The following is an 18,282-nucleotide window of genomic DNA, read 5'->3' as shown; positions in this document are numbered from 1 at the left end:
ATAAATATGATGGAAGGATACTGAAGATTTATGTCGTATTGTTTTATCATATAGATGTTTCTTGGAGGCAATTACATGTTGGCGGAAAAACTTCTTTTGAATTTGCTGATTACAATTTCACCAGTTCTGCTTTATAGTGTTCTCACCGATAATAAAAGAAAACTCGATTCACCTGTTGTTTGCGGCATATTGCAGAGTATAGCAGCACTTACCTGCATGATTTTTTCTTATGCTAATTATGGTTTTAGTTGGGATTTGCGTTATGTTCCGTTAATCTTAGCCTTTCTGTATGCTGGTCCTGTTGCGGGAGGAATGGTTTTCACGACTATTTTTACAGCACGAATTATCATGGGTGGAGAAACCGTTCTTTTTGGTCTTGTGAATACCTTTTTAATTGCAATTGTGCCCTTCCTCATCATGAATAGATTTTGGAAATTCACCCCAAATAAGAGAGTACTTCTCACCACAATAATCGGTGCATGGTCCTTGCTTGTTTGCTTTTTATCCTTAACAGCGTTCCATAGCGTCCAAGGGCAGTCATTAACCTTCAATACGAAAATTCCAGATCTTCTAATCGTTGGAATAATTGATACAATTGCGGTCGCTATTGCCGCTAAGCTGAATGAGGGTTTAGTGGAAAAATCAAGGATGAAGCAAGAAATACAAAGAGCAGAAAAGCTTAATACATTAGGAGAACTTGCTGCTTCGATTGCCCATGAGGTGCGAAATCCGCTAACGGTTGTTAAAGGGTTTATACAGCTTATTCAGCAGGATGAGAAAGGGAAAAATTATGATTACTTATCTCTTGTATTAAGTGAATTGGGCCGTGCAGAGGCTATCATAAACGATTACTTAAACTTTGCGAAACCTCAATTTGAAAAATTAGAGGAATTCCCTCTGATTGATGTGCTATCAGAGGTCAAAATGCTTCTTGAACCTCTAGCTTTACAGCAAGGAGTCCAATTAGAGAGTAGTCTTGAGTCAAGTGCTTTTTACCTTAGGACTGACCGGAACCAGTTGAAACAAGCCCTTGTGAATTTAATAAAAAATGCGATTGAAGCAACACCTGAAGGTGGAATAGTAACCATAACCTATAAGCTTAAAGACCATCATGCATATATTAATATAACCGATACTGGGAAAGGGATGGATCATGAACAACTTGCACGAATAGGAACATTGTTTTATACGACAAAGGATAAGGGAACAGGTTTAGGAACATCTGTATCCTTAAGAATTATTGAAACAATGAAGGGAAAAGTATCTTACGAGAGCAAACTAGGTATTGGGACAGAAGTTACCATGATTCTTCCTGAAGGTAAAAAGGAAATCGTCAATTTTTGATATACAAAGCTAACCTGCTTATTAGTGGGTTAGTTTTTTTGTGTTGGAAGGTATTTACCCAAGTATACCTAAATGTTTTATTAATATAGTTATTGAGATAGTTAAAAATAGCTATAGGGTTATGTTTTAATGTCATTATTAGGAAAATGATTAATTTTTCAAAATATATTGCTTTATTAATAAATTAATTATATTATACCAATATACATTTTTGAGGAAGACATTTTCAGAACATTTCGACTTTATGTCGTGGAGGTAATAGACATGAGCTTATTTAGGAAAAAATCAATTACAGATTTAATTAGGGAAGTTGGACAAAAAGATATAACCTTGAAGAAAGAATTAGGTGCATTTGATCTAACGATGCTAGGAATAGGTGCGATTATTGGGACAGGAATATTTGTTCTAACAGGAGTTGCAGCGGCTGAACATGCAGGTCCGGCACTAATCATTTCATTTATTTTGTCAGGTCTGGCATGTGTATTTGCAGCCCTGTGCTATGCGGAATTTGCCTCAACCGTACCGGTCTCAGGCAGTGCCTATACCTACAGTTATGCGATTTTCGGAGAACTAATCGCTTGGATGTTAGGCTGGGTTTTAATCCTTGAATACGGGCTTGCTTCTTCTGCAGTTGCTAGCGGTTGGTCTGGTTATTTTCAGGGTCTTCTCTCGGGGTTTGGAATTCACCTTCCGAAGGCTCTATCAAGTGCGTATGATCCGGCAAATGGAACTTATGTGGACATACCAGCAATTGCGATAATCTTTATTATCACACTGCTTTTGTCACAAGGAGTTAAAAAGTCGGCACGGCTTAACACCATCATGGTTACCATTAAAATAGCTGTCGTGCTACTATTTATTGCTGTGGGTGTTTGGTATGTTGAACCTGCAAATTGGACTCCATTTATGCCGTTTGGTTTCTCGGGTGTTGTAAACGGAGCCGCAACTGTATTTTTTGCTTATATTGGCTTTGATGCTGTTGCTACGGCTGCAGAAGAAGTGAAAAATCCCCAAAAGAACATGCCAATTGGAATTATTGCTTCATTAATGGTTTGTACTATCTTGTATATTGTTGTCTCAGCTATCTTAACAGGAATTGTTCCTTATACAGAACTTGGAGTGAAAAATCCAGTTGCATTTGCCCTTAATTACATTAACCAGGATTGGGTGGCAGGTTTTATTTCTTTAGGAGCAATCACAGGAATTACAACCGTCTTACTTGTTATGGTCTATGGACAATCAAGGTTATTTTATGCAATTTCTCGCGATGGTTTGCTGCCTAAGGTGTTTTCAAAGATAGATAAAAAAAGACAAACACCGATTGTTAATTCGTGGATTACCTGTGTGTTAGTTGCATTTTTTGCAGGTGTGTTACCGTTAAATAAACTTGCGGAACTAGTGAACATTGGAACACTTTTTGCTTTTATGACCGTTTCCATTGGGATTTTATATCTTCGTAAAAATAAGCAAGCACCATCTACAGGCTTCCGTGTACCTTTTGTACCATGGATTCCTATATTGGCTTTCTTGTTCTGTGGATATTTAGCGCTTCAGCTTCCAGCTGTTACATGGAAAGGCTTTGGAATATGGCTTGTAATCGGATTGGTGGTCTATTTTGGCTATGGACGCAGACATTCGAAATTAAATAAAAATAAAGAAAGAATGAATAAAGCAAGCTAATTCATATTACTAAATCTTTAAGAGGACTTGGATTATTCCAAGTCCTTTTTACGTTATAGAAGTATTTTGTCGAATTTCATCGAATTTCCAAAAAAAACAAAAGGATTTTTTACAGAAAGGTGGTAAAATGGTAGGAGATAATTTGAATCATCTTTTAAAATGTATACCTAAGGGAGTAACAGAAATGAAAGTAAGCTCCACGAGCCCTAGATTAATTTCGGAAGAGACAAAAACAATAAAATTTTTTCTAGCACTTTTTTATACGTTTTTCTATGCATATGATATTTATTTGTACTATCTAGTGCCTTTCTATACGAAAGAAGGCAAGCTTGGTTTATCCAGTGATGGGTTAGGATTTTTGTTCCATATAGCTGTTCTTGCGCTTCTTCCTATAGCACTTTATTTTATCAAAAAGGGAAATCCTTATATTGTAAAATATATTTACCTTTTTAGTTATGCGGCAATTGAAACGATGAATAGTCTGTTTATATTTGTAGGTTCTGACAAACCTTATGGATCTGGAAACATTGTTGAATTGTTATTTGTTTTTTTCTCACCTATCTTCGTGAATAAAAAATACTTTTGGACTGCTTCTATATTTATGATAGGAAAATACGTAATTGTTGGAGTGATTTTACAAGAATCTAATGTTGTACTTCCAATAATTGTTTTCTTTATTCTTTCTGTTATAGCATATTTTCTATTAACACGGTTTACCTCGTATATAAGTTCTTTAACTTCAGTTCATTTAGAGCTTCGGCAAAAAGAAAAACTGGCAGTAATTGGACAGATGGCAGCTGGTATTGGTCATGAAATACGCAATCCCCTTTCAGCATTAAAAGGGTTTACCCAACTGCAGCAGGAGAGAAATCCAAATTCAAATGATTTTTATCCTATTATGATTCAAGAAATTGATCGTATCAATTCCATTGTTAATGATCTGATGTATCTTGGAAAGCCAAAAGAGATTAAATTCGATAAAGCAAATATTGAAGAAATTATTGCTTATACGTTATCGATTACTCAACAACAAGCTGAAAGGCATAGCGTAACGATAGAAACAAAAATTGCAGGACCATTGCCTCCATTAGATTGTGATTCTCTTCAGTTGAAACAAGTATTTATTAACTTGATAAAAAATGCGATTGAATCAATGCAAAATGGTGGTAGAATAACGATAAATGTGATGGTTTTAGACGGTAAAATGATGAATATTTCGATCCAAGATGAGGGATGTGGAATAGCTAAGGACAGCATTCCTAATCTAGGTGAACCATTCTTTACTACTAAAACGGACGGAACAGGACTTGGATTATTGGTATCAAACCAAATTATTCAAGACCATCAAGGAGAAATTACGATAAAAAGCAGTGTTGGAAAAGGAACAATGGTTAATGTAATAGTACCGATTTCACAGATTTCTGGAAATAAATAATTCTATAATTATACAAAAACTATCAATATAATATGTTACAACGGTATCTCCAATAAGATATAATGTAGAGGAATACAGAATTATATAGGTTCTTGTTAGAAATTGGAGGTAAATATAGGTATAAAAGTACTTATATCTTTTCAAATCATAACGAATTATATAATAAACATGTGTGAGAAATACGGAGGATTATATGATACCACATGAAGAAAAACGAACCGTTAAATGGTATTTATTAATATCATATATTTTAATAATAGGCTGGGATTTATTCTACTATTACTTTAGTCCTGAGTATATCGAAACGAATGAGGTCATTGGGCTTCCTAATAAAATATGGTATCTCAACTATATTGTGTTATTAGTCATACTGGGAATTGCCTATTATCTAAATAAGGTAAGTAAACAAGATAGGATTAAATATGTATTTATTGTCAGTTATTTAAGTGTATCTTTTCTTGTTGATATAGTATCATTTCATGGCAATAATGCCGGCTATACGAGTGGAAATGTAGTAGAGATATTTCTAATTCTATCGTTGCCCATTTTCTTAAATACGAAATACTTTTGGTCAGTTACACTTGGATTTACACTAAAATACATCGCTACGGGTATATTATTAAAAACATCCTTAGTAGTCGTGCCAATAGTATTGCTTGTAATTTTATCTGGATTGTCGTTCTTTTTATTAGTCCGCTTTCAAGGGTATGTCCGTGCACTCAGCACCTCCTATGATAACCAATTAGAGGGCATTGTAAAGGGAGTAATTGCCACACTTGAATTAAAAGATCCATATACTAGAGGACATAGTGAGCGTGTTGCCAAATATGCATTAATGTTTGCGAATGAAATTGGCAAGTTTTCAAAAGAAGAGCAAAAATCCTTTTATTATGCTTGTTTGCTTCATGATATTGGTAAAGTGAATATACCTGACCAAATATTAATGAAACCAGGTAAACTTACGAATGAGGAATTTGAAATCATTAAAACTCATCCCGTTGTAGGTGCAGAGGCTGTTAAGAATGTTGAAGGAATAAAAAATAGTATTTATGTCATCCGTTCTCATCACGAGCGCTGGGATGGTAAAGGTTATCCGGACCAATTAAAGGGAGAAGAAATACCTTTACTTGCAAGAGTGTCTGCAATAGCCGATGCATTTGATGCGATGACTTCATCTAGATCATACCGGGATGCAATGCCATTTGAAGAAGCGTATAACCGAATTATTAAAGGACAGGGTTCACAATTTGATCCGTTGCTGGTTGAAAAGTTCAAAAAGATTTATCCAGCATGGATTAAATTTCACCAAAATTATCCTTGGACAGAAAAATGGGAATTACTTAGGGAGGTGGAATAAATGAAAATCCGCAAGCTTAAGAAGGTTAAAACAACTTGCTGGTGGTGCATTTATACTGGTAGATAATATAATAAAGCAGGATGCAAGCGAAAGCTTTGCATCCTTTATTTATAAAAATTTAGTGGAGGAGCGGCTTTTTAGATGAACATCACTCTCCATTCGCGTATTTCTATTGTTCCTATTGATATTCACAAAGATAAAAAGAATTATATCGTCGAAGATAAGCTTTCTGGTGAGTTTTTTGAAATGCCTGAAATATGTATTGAAGCAATTAATATGATGAATCAAGGGTTGCAGTTGGGTGAAATTGAAACAACACTTTTGGATAAATTCCCAGAAGATGAAGTCGATTTAGTCGATTTTACCAATCAGCTATTTGAGCTGGAATTGATTGATCAGATTGATGGTGTAAAGATTGAAAAAAGGCAAATTTCAAAAGAACCATCGGGGATGTTATGGGTTTCTCCTAAACTAGGCAGATTCTTCTTTAATAAGTTTACCGTCTTCTTGTATAGTGTAATACTCGTATTAAATATAGTAATATTCATTGTTAATCCTTCATTATTTCCCCACCGAGATGATATTTTTGTTTTTGATATTATGGTTGTGAATGTAATCTTTTGGATGGCGTTTAGTTTTCTATTTGTGTTATTGCATGAATTTGGTCATGTTCTGGCAATTAGGGCACACAATCTTCCAACAAAAATGGAAATTGGCCACCGGATTTTTTTTGTTGTGCTGTTAACAGATATGTCTTCTATCTGGAGATTACCGCCTAAGGATCGGAATATTCTTTTCTTAGCAGGTCTCTATTTTGATTCCACTTTGCTTTTTATAGCGTTAATTTGCCAGTTGTTGTTTCCGAATAGTTCCGAGTTTATCATCGGGTTAATGCACCTTGCGGCCTTTGATATTGTTTTGAGAATGATCTTTCAATGTTGTATTTATATGAAAACAGACTTGTATTATGTCTTTGAGAACGTCTCGGGCTGTTACAACCTGATGGAAAATGCCAAGCAAACAATTAGAAAGCGGCTTTCATTTTTAAAATTAGAACAAATGGATGAGGTGATTTTTTCAGGTGAGAAAAGAACCGTTTCCTTCTACACACTCCTATATTTTTTAGGGTTTGTTATTACCATTTTCCTATACTTTAATTATTATATTCCAGAAATAATTCATGTGGGGGAACAGATTCTCCCTGGATTTGCAAAATCGCCAACAAGTTTACTGTTTTGGGATGCCGTAGTCTTTTCATTACAGGTCAGCATTTTTCTTATTTTGCTTCTATATTCTTGGCGGAAAAAATACCTTCTTAATAAAATGTGACAAAGATTTGTCTGAAAGTAAATTAATAGGGGTTTTTTCCCCGACGGATAGGGGAGTTCCCCTATATAGATAACACTAACGATTTTCTTACAATAAGAGTAAGAAAACTCGTTAGTGTTATTTTTTTAGGAGGAGCTAAAATGCAGACAAATACGCCAATAAATAAAAAATCGGAACACTCCATCAATAATGCTTTTGCATCTAAGTTTGCTAAATCTATGTTTTTAACTGTTTTAGCGATTGGTATTCTTTCGTTTATCGCAACTAGAATGTTCACACATGTTGATTTAAATCTGTACGGATATATGGTTGGAACCATTGTTTTTATCGGAGGATTTTTCTATCGCTTTATTGCATGGGGCGAAAGACCGCCAACTAAAATCTTAATCAAAAAAGGTTTAAAGCTTTTAAAAAGAAAAAGCACACCTAAGACTGCGGTTAACCATCTCGCCATCTATGACTTTATTAAAAACCGCGGATTGTACCGTTGGGTCCAGCACATTTTAATCGGCTGGGGCTGTGTGCTTGCTTGTTTGGTTACCTTTCCGCTCGTGTTTGGCTGGATGTACTTCACAATGGATGATAACGGCTATTACACGATCGTTTTAATGGGAATGAATCTTTTGGAAGTAAAGGCTGACGGAATTATTGCTTGGTTTTCCTATAATGCATTAAATATTGCAGCTATTATGGTAACGGCAGGTGTATGTATGGCTTTACACCGACGCTTAAAAAACATGCAGGCAAGAGCGGAACAAAAGTTTATCTACGACTTCCTGCCATTATATTTACTGTTATTTATTTCAATTACGGGACTATTATTAACCGTTCAAAATGTTTTCTTACATGGCTGGATGCAGCCGCAAATGTCATTAATACATCAATTTTCAGTAATCGTAACGCTCATTTATTTACCATTTGGGAAACTTGCTCATATTCCTTTCCGTCCGGTAAGTGTTTTTGCGAGGAACTATCGTGAGCACTACGCTGAACAGGAAGAGAAAAAGTGTAAGGTATGCGGAAATCATTTCGTATCTGTTGAACAGTCAAATGATGTTATTCAAGTATTGGGAGTAAATGCGATCGAATTTAACATGGAAGATGGCTTTAATCTTGCTGAATTATGCCTCCCATGCCGTAGAAAATATCGTATTTCAAGATTCTCAGGATTCGCAACGCACCAAGTGAAGGTTAAGGAGGCAAACCAGAATGCAAGAGGTTAATTTTAAGAACGAAAGAGATAAGTATTTTAAAGAAATTGAAAACTTAAACCATCCAAATGAAACATTAGTCAAAACACACTGCAGTTATTGTGCCATGCAATGTGGGATGAACTTAAGAGTAAATACAAAAACAAACAAAATTATCGGGGTAGAGCCGCGTTATGATTGGCCAGTTACTCTTGGTAAGATGTGCCCGAAAGGTGTTACTGCTTACCAGCAGGTAAATCATAAAGATCGTTTATTAAAACCGTTAATTCGTGATGATAAATCATTAAAAGGGACGAATAAAGGCTTCCGTGAAGCAAGCTGGGATGAGGCTTACGACCTTATCGTGAAAAAGTTCACCGAGCTCCAAACAACATATGGAAAGGATTCACTTTCCGTGTATAGCGGCGTTTCAATGACGAATGAAAAATGTTATTTAACAGGTAAATTTGCTCGTGTAGGACTGCAAACACGCTACATTGATTATAATGGACGATTCTGTATGGCCAGTGCAGCCGGTGGATTGAATCGTTCTCTGGGGATTGATAGAGGTTCAACCGTTCCATGGACAGATGTACATGAAACAGACTGTATCTTTCTTGCAGGAAGCAATACAGCAGAATGTCATCCAACATCCATGTTTCGTATCTGGGCAGTTCAAGAAAGAGGCGGCTATGTAATTGTTGCAGACCCAAGGGAAACACCAGTTGCAAGAAGAGCAGATGTCCATTTAGATTTAAGACCTGGTACAGATCTTGCACTTGCAAATGGAATATTAAATTTACTTATCCAAAATGGCTATGCCGATGAAGAATTTGTTAAAAATCACACCAATGGATTTGAAGAAACAAAGCAGCTTGTAAAAGAATTCACACCAGAGTACACAAGTGCAATAACAGGTGTGGCACCAGAGAAAATTATCCGTGCGGCTGAACTATATGGAAAGGCACCAAATGCTATTGTTATGTTCGCAAGAGGTATTGAGCAGCAAATTAAAGGGGTAGATAACGTTTCTGCTTATACAAATATGGCACTTGTAACTGGGAAAATTGGCCGTCCAAAAGCAGGTGTTGCGACGATTACAGGACAAGGAAACGGTCAAGGCGGTCGTGAGCACGGACAAAAGGCAGATGCTCTTCCAGGCTATCGAAAAATAGCTTATCCGGAGCACGTGGAGTATATATCTAAGGTTTGGGGCATCGAGCCTGAAGAAATGCCAAAAGAGGGTGTTTCTGCATTTGAAATGTTTGGTTTAATGAAACAAAAGACGATTCGTGCCTTATACCTTTTATGTTCCAATCCTGCTGTTTCTGCACCAGATTTAAATTATGTGCGTGAACAGATGAAAAACTTGGACTTTATGGTATGCGTTGACTTTTACCTTTCAGAGTCTGCTGAATTTGCAGATGTGGTGCTCCCTACTACAACATGGGCGGAAGATGAAGGGACAACAACGAATGTAGAAGGCCGAATTATTAAGATTAATAGAGCGCAAATGCCGCTGGGAGAATCTAAGCCAGACTGGCAGATTCAAGTGGAAATCGCAGAGCGCATGGGTCGCGGTAAATACTTTTCACACTTGAAAACCTCTAAAGATGTATTTAATGAACTTCGTGTAGCTTCAAAAGGTGGAACAGCTGATTATTATGGAGTAACCTGGGAAAAAATCGACAAGCAAGATGGAGTGTTCTGGCCATGTAAAGACGAAAGTGATCCGGGTACACCTCATTTGTTCTTAGATAAAAAATTCTATCATCCAGATGGAAAAGCGAAAATCTTTGCCTTACCTTACAGACCATCAGCAGAAGAACCGGATCAAGAGTATCCACTTCGTTTAACAACTGGTCGAGTGGTGTATCACTATCTATCAGGTAATCAAACTAGAAGAATACAATTCTTGCGTGATATGAGTCCAGAGCCTTTTGTAGAAGTACATCCAGAAACAGCACAAAAGTATGGTATTAACCACGAAGAAATAGTCCGCCTTTTCACAAGAAGGGGAGAGGCTTTTTATCAAGTAAAAATAACCGAAGCCATTCGTAAGGATACGGTGTTTGTTCCTTACCACTGGGGTCATGAAAAATCTATCAATATTTTAACAATTGGCGCACTGGATCCTATTTCAAAAATGCCGGAATTTAAAGCATGTGCAGCGCAGATTGAAAAACTAGAACTAAAGAAGGTGCAGTAAATGAAAAAGAGGCTATATCTAGAACTTGAAAATTGTATAGGCTGCCGTTCATGTTTGGCTGCTTGTACACAGTGTGGTGGACATGAAGAGCGTAATCGTAACTATGTATACGATGTTAACCCGCTTGTTAACAGACAAACCATGCCTCTAATGTGCCTTCACTGTGTGAATCCAGCGTGCGCAAGAAGCTGTCCGGCACAAGCGATCCAAATCCATGAAACAGGGGCCGTTCTTTCGGCTCTAGTGGAGAAATGCATTGGCTGTCAGAACTGTACAATTGCCTGCCCATACGGAATTCCGAAATTCGATACCGAGCAAAATCTAATGTATAAGTGCGACCTTTGTATTGACCGCACAAAAGACGGAATCCCTCCAATGTGCGCAAGTGTATGTCCATCCAATACATTGCAATGGTTAACAGATGAAGAAATTGAAGCAAAACAAAAGCAATTTAATTTAGATAATGGTAAATGGGTTACAAGCATGCCTTATTTAGAAGGCGAAACCAATGTTAGAGTGAATCTCCCTGGTATCCTGCAGGGTGTCACGAAATTGTTTTAGGAGGGATTAACCATGACAGATAAAAATAATAAAATCCCGTTCAATGAAGATAACTATACACATAATATAAACCGCAACAATGAAAGGAAACTAGATCGCCGTGGTTTTATGAAGACCTTGGTCGGTGCGGCAGGAGTGTTCGCTGTTTCCTCACTTCCATGGGGAGCAGTTGCCGCAAAAGAACTCATTGGTTTAGGAGATAAGAAATATCCGAAACAAAAAATTGTGGACGTAAAATCAATTCCTATTGGTGATGCTGTGGATTTTCATTTCCCTGGTGAGCATGATAGTGCGATATTAATTAGACTATCCGAAAATAAATATGTGGCATATCAAAATGCCTGTACACATCTCCGCTGCCCGGTGTTCTGGCAAAAGGAAGAAGGAGATTTGCTTTGCCCTTGCCATCACGGAAAATTTGATGTTGAAACAGGAGCACCGACTGCAGGCCCGCCTAGACGTCCATTGCCAGAAGTTTATGTAAAAGTAGAAAACGGCGCTGTTTATGCTGTGGGGGTGAAACGATATGAAGCGTAGTTACCTTCCTGTTGCCATCCTTCTTGCAGTGTTAATGCTGAATATCATTGTTACACAATATATGGTCCATCAATATTTTTATCAAAATTATGTAAATACCATTGTGGCCGCGGTCATGAATGTTGTATTATTTCCACTCGCGTTTCTCATCTATAAAAAAGGTGTGAATGTTAATGACTAGTGAAACGTATCTTGATTTCTGTTTTATGCGAGGAGAATCAGGCGGATTTTCCAATGAAATTGAACAAATATTAAAAGAGACATTTGGGAAGAAACGTTTGAAATGGTACCTGGAGGAAAAGACCATTGAGGGTGCAGAATTAGTAATTGCCGAGGTAAAAGGGATGAGTGATTGGAATTCAGAGGAAGAAACGATCCTTTTCCTTGAAGAAAATGCAGGCGAGATGTTTTGGGAGTATCTTCAAGGCTATAAAATGTTCATCTACCCTGTAAAGAGAGGGTGTAATAGCTGTGGAACCCATTAATCTGGAAGAACTGCAAGGTTTTGTTGGGACTGCTGTAGAAATCAGTGTTCATGACCAACAGGGTGGAGACCAAGCACCAGTTATAAATAAGAAGATTGAAAAAATTGAGTACTGTCCTGATCATACGCATATCCGCTTCTATTTTGATCATTTCAATTTTATAGCTGTTCCTCTTGCCAGCGATATGGCTCAATCCGGAACGTTGTTTTCCGCGTCTAACACGGAAAGTGGGTTAACTTATACATTTAGAAGAGTATAGTTTTTCAATAGAAAACGGTAAAGGAGGGAAAGTAGTGGAGTACTCTGCATCAAGCAACCAAATTGGTTCCTATATCATTCAAGCCCAGGAGGAGGAAATTAAGAAAATTTCCCTAGAACTTCATGAAGGTGTGGGACAAAACTTATTCAGCATTCTAACGGGTTTAAAAATGGTTGAATCCGGGATAAACGAGGAACATTTTAAAAATCATTTACACGAAATGACTCAGTTGATCGAGAAAACTATGCAGGAAATTCGACTACTTTCCGTTGAACTGTACCCTCCTGCCCTTACCACTCTGGGATTGCTTCCAGCTATAAAGAGTTATATTAAGGTTTACACTTCTACTTTTGGAATTTTAGTTGAGCTTTCCTCCACAGGAGAAGAAAAGCATATACAAGAACAAAATAGTATTGCAGTTTTTCGAGTTTGTCAGGAGGCGCTTGCTAACATTGCCAAATATGCTGATACATCAAATGTAAAGATGGATTTTGCGTGGAGTAACAGTGAATTAAAAATTACTATTTTTGACTTCGGCAGAGGCTTTCAAAAAGAAGATCTAGAAAAGAACCCTTATGCACTTGGAATTGCTACAATGAAGGAGAGAATGCTTCTAACTAGCGGACAGTGTGAAATTTCATCTAAAATAGGAGAAGGTACGTCTATTGAAATATCTCTTCCTATCTAGGAAGTAAAGGGGAGTTACCATTTGATTAAAATCTTATTAGTTGATGACCATGCTGTAGTAAGAAGCGGCTTAAAAATGCTGTTAAATACAAATCCTGAAATCGAAGTAGTGGGAGAAGCTTCTGAAGGTAATGAAGGCATCAAAAAAGCGTTAAAGCTAAAACCAGATGTTGTTGTAATGGATTTAAGCATGCCGCATGGAAAAGATGGATTATCAGCCACCGGTGAATTAAAAAAGCAAATGCCTGAAGTTAATATCTTAATTTTAACCATGCATGATGATGAGGAATACTTATTCCGGGCTGTTCAGGCGGGAGCCTCTGGCTGTATTTTAAAAAGCGCCCCACATGATGAGTTAATGTCTGCAATTGAATCAGTTGCCAATGGAAATGCCTACCTCCATCCTGCAGCAACGAAGCGACTAATGGAAGAATATCTGGGCGGCCTCAAAACTGGCAGTAATGATTCCTATAATCTTTTATCCGATCGGGAAAAAGAAGTCCTTACACTTATTGCAAAAGGATTTTCTAATAAAGAAATTGCTGAGCAATTAGTGATCAGCGTAAAAACGGTGGAATCCCATAAAGGAAACCTAATGGAAAAACTGCAGATGAAAACCAGACCGGAATTGGTTGAATTTGCTGTTAAAAAGGGGTTATTAGGCTATGGTATTTAAGGAGTATTTTCTAGGATGACCGAGATTAAGGAAATGTCACGGGTAAATGAAGTCTGTGAAGGATTAAAGAAAAGAATAAGCTGCGAATTTGTCGCTTTAGCGCTTCAAAATAAGGTGGGGCCAGATGTAAGTTGGCATTATGCTTCAGGTAATTTAAATGATAAATATAAAAGAATCACCGTTCGGTTTGGAAAAGGCATCGCTGGGAAAATTATTTCAAGCGGCAGTCCTATGATGTTGATTGATTTTCCGAATGATATTTATGGAAAGGTGACAGATCATCCTATTATGCTTGCTGAGAAACTTATTTCCTGCTTTGCAGTGCCTATTTTTTTAAATTCTTTACCAAAAGGTGTGCTGCTAGTTGGGAGAAGGGAAAAATACACATTCTCCGAAGACGACCAGGAAATGGTTCAGGATGCTGCCTTGGAATTAGAGCAGATATTACAAAACCCGAAATAGGCTAAAGGGGGATATGTATGGAGAGAGACCGACAGCAGCGTGAGTTTGCCAACCTTGAGTTAGAATTAAAAAAATCCATGCAGGAATTAATTGATATAAAGTTTGCCCTTGATGAATCTTCAATTGTGGCGATTACAGATTCAAGGGGTACGATTACATATATTAATGAACAATTTAGCGAAATATCCAAGTATCCAAAAGAAGAACTTCTAGGTCAGGACCATCGAATATTGAATTCTGGATACCACCCAAACGGTTTTTTTAGAGAAATGTGGAAAACAATTGGCTCAGGGAAGGTTTGGAAGGGTGAAATTCGCAACCGTGCAAAAGATGGAACATTTTACTGGGTCGATACTACTATTGTTCCATTTATGAATGATAAGGGAAAACCGTATCAATATTTAGCAATCCGCTACGAAATTACCGAACGAAAGCGGGTTGAACACGAATTACAGAAAATGATGACAACAATCATCGATGTTCAGGAAGAAGAACGAAAGCGGCTTTCCCGAAATTTACATGACGGTATTGGGCAGAATTTATATAGTCACCTCATTACCATCAATCGCTTGCTTTCTGAAATGGATCATCCTCTGCTAGAGCAAATGCAGAAAGAAGCAACCCAACTGATAGAGGAAATCCGGGATATTTCATGGGAACTGCGTCCTTCTGTATTAGATGATCTTGGACTTGTTCCTGCGATTCGTTCTTTCCTGTCCCGTTTTTCAGAAAGCTATCATATCGATGTTTTTTTTGAGTGCGTACTTAATCGCCGCTTAGACATCAGCATTGAACTAACAATTTATCGTATCATTCAGGAAGCCTTAACGAATATTCGTAAGTATGCGGAAGTTTCCAATGCAAGTGTCACAATTAGAGAATTTGATGAAATTGTTAGAGTAATGATTGAGGATAAAGGAATAGGATTTGATCTGGATTCCCAATCCCGTGGCGTTGGCCTTTTCAGTATGGATGAAAGAACCCGGGCTGTAGGTGGAGAACTTACGATCAACTCTTTACCTGGGAGAGGGACAAGGATAATTCTAGAAGTCCCGTCTACTCCGAAACAATAAAAATAGAACCAAGCATGGATGCCTGGTTCTATTTTTATTGTCTAGCTATATTTTAAATGAACTTTTTAAGGATACAATTCGGTTAAAGACGAGCTTATCCACTGTCGTATGTTTAGGATCTACGTTGAAATATCCATGTCTAAAGAACTGAAATTTATCGTGTGGTCTGCTTTCTCTCATGTTAGGCTCGACAAATCCCTGTAATACCACAAGTGATTCTGGATTTACGTTGTCGAGGAAGGTCTTTTCCTCCTCATTAGTTTCCTCCTCTGTTGTATCGAGAATCAATGGTTCGTATAAACGAAACTCTGCCGGAACTGAGTTGGTTGCTTCCACCCAATGAATGGTGCCCTTTACCTTGCGGCCAGTAAAGCCGGTGCCACTTTTGGTTAGTGGGTCATAGGTACAGCGCAGCTCAATAACTTCTCCGTTTATATCCTTGATTACTTCTTCACACTTAATAAAATAAGCATGTTTAAGGCGAACTTCATTCCCAGGGAAGAGGCGGAAATATTTAGCCGGAGGATTTTCTAGAAAATCGTCTTTTTCAATATAAATCTCACGAGAAAATGGGATTTTCCGCATGCCCATTTCTGGAACCTCAGGATTAATCTCTGCATCAAGTAATTCAATTTGTCCTTCTGGATAATTCGTGATGACCACTTTTAAAGGATTTAGAATTCCCATTGTCCGCGGTGCCTTTAACTTTAAGTCTTCTCTAACAAAGTGTTCGAGCATTTGTGAATCAACAGCTCCTGAACCTTTAGAGACACCTGTTTCGCGGACAAAATTACGGATGGATTCAGGGGTAAATCCTTTGCGTCTCATGCCGGAAATAGTCGGCATCCGTGGGTCATCCCAGCCATCAACAAACCCTTCGTCAACAAGCTGCTTCAATTTACGCTTGCTCATTACTGTGTTCGTCACATTTAAACGGCCAAATTCAATTTGCTGCGGTGTACTTTTCATTTCGCATTGTTCGACTACCCAGTTATAAAGTGGACGCTGGTCTTCAAACTCAATCGTACAAATGGAATGGGTTACGTCTTCAAGTGCATCCTCTAGAGGATGAGCAAAAGCATACATCGGATAAATACACCATTTATCACCAGTATTATGGTGTGTAGCATGTGAAATTCGATAAATAACAGGGTCGCGTAAATTGATATTAGGAGACTTCATATCAATTTTAGCGCGAAGAACTTTTTGTCCATTTTCAAATTCTCCGTTACGCATCCGTTCAAATAAATCTAGATTTTCCTCAACTGAACGTGCGCGGTACGGGCTCTCTTTACCTGGAGAAGTCAATGTGCCCCGGTACTCACGGATTTCGTCTGCTGAAAGGTCATCTACGTAGGCTAGGCCCTTTTTTATTAACAGTACAGCACGTTTGTACATTTCTTCAAAATAATCAGAAGCAAAGAATAAGTTATCCCATTCAAAACCAAGCCATTTTACATCTTCTTTTATCGAGTTAACATATTCGACATCTTCCTTTAACGGATTGGTGTCATCAAATCGTAAATTGGTTTTTCCGTTAAATTCATCAGCTAATCCAAAGTTAATAATAATGGATTTAGCATGGCCGATATGTAAATATCCGTTTGGCTCTGGAGGGAAACGAGTGATAATTTTATCATGCTTACCTGATTCCAAATCCTTAATCATAACGTCTTTTATAAAATTAGAACTTAGATTTTCCACTCTATTCAACCTCTTTTCTCAACTATACTACTTATAAATAACATAAATATTGATATTTTTCCATTGTACCCAACTATTCATTAGAAAAATAGTGAAATTGGAAAAAAGAAAGCAAAAAGGCTACAATATATGCTTAAAGAAGGAATGGAAGGGGATTTTATATGATTAATTTAGGTACAGTGGGAACAGGGTGGATTACAGCCGCCTTTATTGAGGCTGCAAAACTAAGCGGGAAACTAAATTTAACGGCGGTCTATTCCCGGACAGAAGAGAAAGCCAAAGAACTTGCTAATACATTTAACGCAGCACACTATTTTTCTGATTTAGAGGAAATGGCAAAAAGCTCTGAGATTGAGGCTGTTTATATTGCTTCACCCAATTCAGTCCATTTCGAACAGGCAATTACTTTTCTAAAAAATAAAAAGCATGTTATTTGTGAAAAGCCGATATTTTCAAATCCAGCTGAACTGGAAAAAGCCTATCAAACAGCTGAGGAAAATGGAGTTTATTTATTTGAAGCCATTCGTAATATTCATACTCCTAACTTCCGTATTTTAAAGGATAAACTTCGTATGGCGGGTAATCTAAGAAGTGCCATGCTTCCTTATATCCAGTATTCTTCTAGATACGATGCGTTTTTAAAAGGAGAGAACCCGAATATCTTCTCTAGTACTTTTTCTGGAGGTGCTCTAGTAGATCTAGGGGTTTATCCACTCTATTTAGCTGTTGGGCTTTTTGGGGAGCCAAATAAGGTTGCCTACCATCCTGTAATCTTATCAAGCGGAGTAGATGGCAGCGGTACGCTTCTGATAGAGTATCAAGACTTTGTGTGTACGATTCTTTGCTCCAAAATATCACATTCAGTTATGCCATGCGAAATTCATGGTGAAGAGGGAACCTTCGTCCTTGAGGATGCAGCACCGATATCCGAAATAAAATTTATCGATAGTCACACTAAAGAAAGTACAATCTTAAGTGTTGCTCAAGAAGATAAAAACATGGTCTATGAATGCATAAATATCGCAGAAATCATAGAAACAAAGGATGATAATGGATACGAGAAGTTAAAGGATATGAGTAAGATTGTGCTAAGAGTAACCGAAGAAGCGCGGAAACAGAACAATATTGTATTTGGAGTAGAACGCTAGACTGATTTGTAGATAACTTTTTAAAGTGTGTAGATATATCCTAATTTGTGTAGATAAATTGCGAAGGTGCGTAGATATTTCCTTACTTTGTGTAGATATATCCCGAAAGTGTGTAGATATTAAAAAATAAAAAAACGATTTTTGTC

Annotated in this window: 18 protein-coding genes; 17 read left to right on the top strand and 1 reads right to left on the bottom strand. The window is 37.4% G+C overall.

What is annotated here, in order from left to right:
• Positions 1–75: 75 nt before the first annotated feature.
• From ABC255_RS25555 to ABC255_RS25480, 16 genes are all read left to right on the top strand, one after another.
• A complete protein-coding gene (locus tag ABC255_RS25555; protein WP_412997854.1) occupies positions 76–1,344 on the top strand; it encodes an ATP-binding protein in 1,269 nt (422 codons plus the stop codon).
• Between the two features lie 264 nt (positions 1,345–1,608).
• Positions 1,609–3,024 (top strand): branched-chain amino acid transporter BcaP, encoded by a 1,416-nt coding sequence (gene bcaP / locus ABC255_RS25550; RefSeq protein WP_412997852.1) that lies wholly within the window; start codon positions 1,609–1,611, stop codon positions 3,022–3,024.
• Between the two features lie 184 nt (positions 3,025–3,208).
• Positions 3,209–4,459 (top strand): ATP-binding protein, encoded by a 1,251-nt coding sequence (locus ABC255_RS25545; RefSeq protein ID WP_412997851.1) that lies wholly within the window; start codon positions 3,209–3,211, stop codon positions 4,457–4,459.
• Between the two features lie 193 nt (positions 4,460–4,652).
• Positions 4,653–5,816 (top strand): HD-GYP domain-containing protein, encoded by a 1,164-nt coding sequence (locus tag ABC255_RS25540; protein WP_412997850.1) that lies wholly within the window; start codon positions 4,653–4,655, stop codon positions 5,814–5,816.
• A 141-nt stretch (positions 5,817–5,957) separates the two neighbouring features.
• Positions 5,958–7,145 (top strand): hypothetical protein, encoded by a 1,188-nt coding sequence (locus ABC255_RS25535; protein WP_412997848.1) that lies wholly within the window; start codon positions 5,958–5,960, stop codon positions 7,143–7,145.
• A gap of 140 nt (positions 7,146–7,285) precedes the next feature.
• Positions 7,286–8,368, top strand: coding sequence for a hypothetical protein (locus ABC255_RS25530; RefSeq protein WP_412997847.1), 1,083 nt, complete (start codon positions 7,286–7,288; stop codon positions 8,366–8,368).
• Positions 8,355–10,544 carry a molybdopterin oxidoreductase family protein gene (locus tag ABC255_RS25525; protein WP_412997845.1) on the top strand — a complete coding sequence of 730 codons (2,190 nt, stop codon included), beginning with the start codon at positions 8,355–8,357 and terminating at the stop codon, positions 10,542–10,544. The genes ABC255_RS25530 and ABC255_RS25525 overlap by 14 nt, the downstream gene beginning before the upstream one ends.
• Positions 10,545–11,105, top strand: coding sequence for a 4Fe-4S dicluster domain-containing protein (locus ABC255_RS25520; RefSeq protein ID WP_063253156.1), 561 nt, complete (start codon positions 10,545–10,547; stop codon positions 11,103–11,105).
• Positions 11,106–11,117: 12 nt separating this feature from the next.
• Positions 11,118–11,642, top strand: a complete 525-nt coding sequence (locus ABC255_RS25515; protein ID WP_412997843.1) for a QcrA and Rieske domain-containing protein — start codon at positions 11,118–11,120, stop codon at positions 11,640–11,642.
• Positions 11,632–11,823 carry a hypothetical protein gene (locus ABC255_RS25510; protein ID WP_412997841.1) on the top strand — a complete coding sequence of 64 codons (192 nt, stop codon included), beginning with the start codon at positions 11,632–11,634 and terminating at the stop codon, positions 11,821–11,823. Before ABC255_RS25515 ends, ABC255_RS25510 begins: the two co-directional genes overlap by 11 nt.
• Positions 11,816–12,127 carry a hypothetical protein gene (locus ABC255_RS25505; protein WP_335535659.1) on the top strand — a complete coding sequence of 104 codons (312 nt, stop codon included), beginning with the start codon at positions 11,816–11,818 and terminating at the stop codon, positions 12,125–12,127. Before ABC255_RS25510 ends, ABC255_RS25505 begins: the two co-directional genes overlap by 8 nt.
• Positions 12,114–12,386 (top strand): hypothetical protein, encoded by a 273-nt coding sequence (locus tag ABC255_RS25500; RefSeq protein WP_412997840.1) that lies wholly within the window; start codon positions 12,114–12,116, stop codon positions 12,384–12,386. Before ABC255_RS25505 ends, ABC255_RS25500 begins: the two co-directional genes overlap by 14 nt.
• Positions 12,387–12,420: 34 nt before the next feature.
• Positions 12,421–13,074: a sensor histidine kinase gene (locus tag ABC255_RS25495; protein ID WP_412997838.1), complete on the top strand. Its 654-nt coding sequence runs from the start codon at positions 12,421–12,423 to the stop codon at positions 13,072–13,074.
• Between the two features lie 21 nt (positions 13,075–13,095).
• Positions 13,096–13,749 carry a response regulator gene (locus tag ABC255_RS25490; RefSeq protein ID WP_335535662.1) on the top strand — a complete coding sequence of 218 codons (654 nt, stop codon included), beginning with the start codon at positions 13,096–13,098 and terminating at the stop codon, positions 13,747–13,749.
• Between the two features lie 15 nt (positions 13,750–13,764).
• Complete coding sequence (locus ABC255_RS25485) at positions 13,765–14,211, top strand: GAF domain-containing protein (RefSeq protein ID WP_412997836.1); 447 nt, start codon at positions 13,765–13,767, stop codon at positions 14,209–14,211.
• Between the two features lie 17 nt (positions 14,212–14,228).
• Positions 14,229–15,284, top strand: coding sequence for a sensor histidine kinase (locus ABC255_RS25480; RefSeq protein WP_412997834.1), 1,056 nt, complete (start codon positions 14,229–14,231; stop codon positions 15,282–15,284).
• Positions 15,285–15,329: 45 nt separating this feature from the next.
• On the opposite strand, the gene ABC255_RS25475 is transcribed toward ABC255_RS25480, so the two are convergent.
• Positions 15,330–16,988: a glutamine--tRNA ligase/YqeY domain fusion protein gene (locus ABC255_RS25475; RefSeq protein WP_412997832.1), complete on the bottom strand. Its 1,659-nt coding sequence runs from the start codon at positions 16,986–16,988 to the stop codon at positions 15,330–15,332.
• Positions 16,989–17,152: 164 nt separating this feature from the next.
• On the opposite strand from ABC255_RS25475, the gene ABC255_RS25470 reads away from it, so the two are divergent.
• Positions 17,153–18,136, top strand: a complete 984-nt coding sequence (locus tag ABC255_RS25470) for a Gfo/Idh/MocA family protein (protein WP_412998639.1) — start codon at positions 17,153–17,155, stop codon at positions 18,134–18,136.
• Positions 18,137–18,282 lie beyond the last annotated feature (146 nt).

It is taken from the genome of Neobacillus canaveralius, assembly GCF_047237705.1.
Classification (GTDB): Bacteria; Bacillota; Bacilli; order Bacillales; family Cytobacillaceae; genus Neobacillus; species Neobacillus niacini_K.
Note: the sequence above shows the minus strand (reverse complement) of the source record. Positions and strands in the feature narration are given on the sequence as shown.

Coding starts and splice junctions, on each gene's coding strand:
- ABC255_RS25555 (WP_412997854.1), top strand. CDS start 76: ATGTTGGCGGAAAAACTTCTTTTGAATTTGCTGATTACAATTTCACCA.
- bcaP (WP_412997852.1), top strand. CDS start 1,609: ATGAGCTTATTTAGGAAAAAATCAATTACAGATTTAATTAGGGAAGTT.
- ABC255_RS25545 (WP_412997851.1), top strand. CDS start 3,209: ATGAAAGTAAGCTCCACGAGCCCTAGATTAATTTCGGAAGAGACAAAA.
- ABC255_RS25540 (WP_412997850.1), top strand. CDS start 4,653: ATGATACCACATGAAGAAAAACGAACCGTTAAATGGTATTTATTAATA.
- ABC255_RS25535 (WP_412997848.1), top strand. CDS start 5,958: ATGAACATCACTCTCCATTCGCGTATTTCTATTGTTCCTATTGATATT.
- ABC255_RS25530 (WP_412997847.1), top strand. CDS start 7,286: ATGCAGACAAATACGCCAATAAATAAAAAATCGGAACACTCCATCAAT.
- ABC255_RS25525 (WP_412997845.1), top strand. CDS start 8,355: ATGCAAGAGGTTAATTTTAAGAACGAAAGAGATAAGTATTTTAAAGAA.
- ABC255_RS25520 (WP_063253156.1), top strand. CDS start 10,545: ATGAAAAAGAGGCTATATCTAGAACTTGAAAATTGTATAGGCTGCCGT.
- ABC255_RS25515 (WP_412997843.1), top strand. CDS start 11,118: ATGACAGATAAAAATAATAAAATCCCGTTCAATGAAGATAACTATACA.
- ABC255_RS25510 (WP_412997841.1), top strand. CDS start 11,632: ATGAAGCGTAGTTACCTTCCTGTTGCCATCCTTCTTGCAGTGTTAATG.
- ABC255_RS25505 (WP_335535659.1), top strand. CDS start 11,816: ATGACTAGTGAAACGTATCTTGATTTCTGTTTTATGCGAGGAGAATCA.
- ABC255_RS25485 (WP_412997836.1), top strand. CDS start 13,765: ATGACCGAGATTAAGGAAATGTCACGGGTAAATGAAGTCTGTGAAGGA.
- ABC255_RS25480 (WP_412997834.1), top strand. CDS start 14,229: ATGGAGAGAGACCGACAGCAGCGTGAGTTTGCCAACCTTGAGTTAGAA.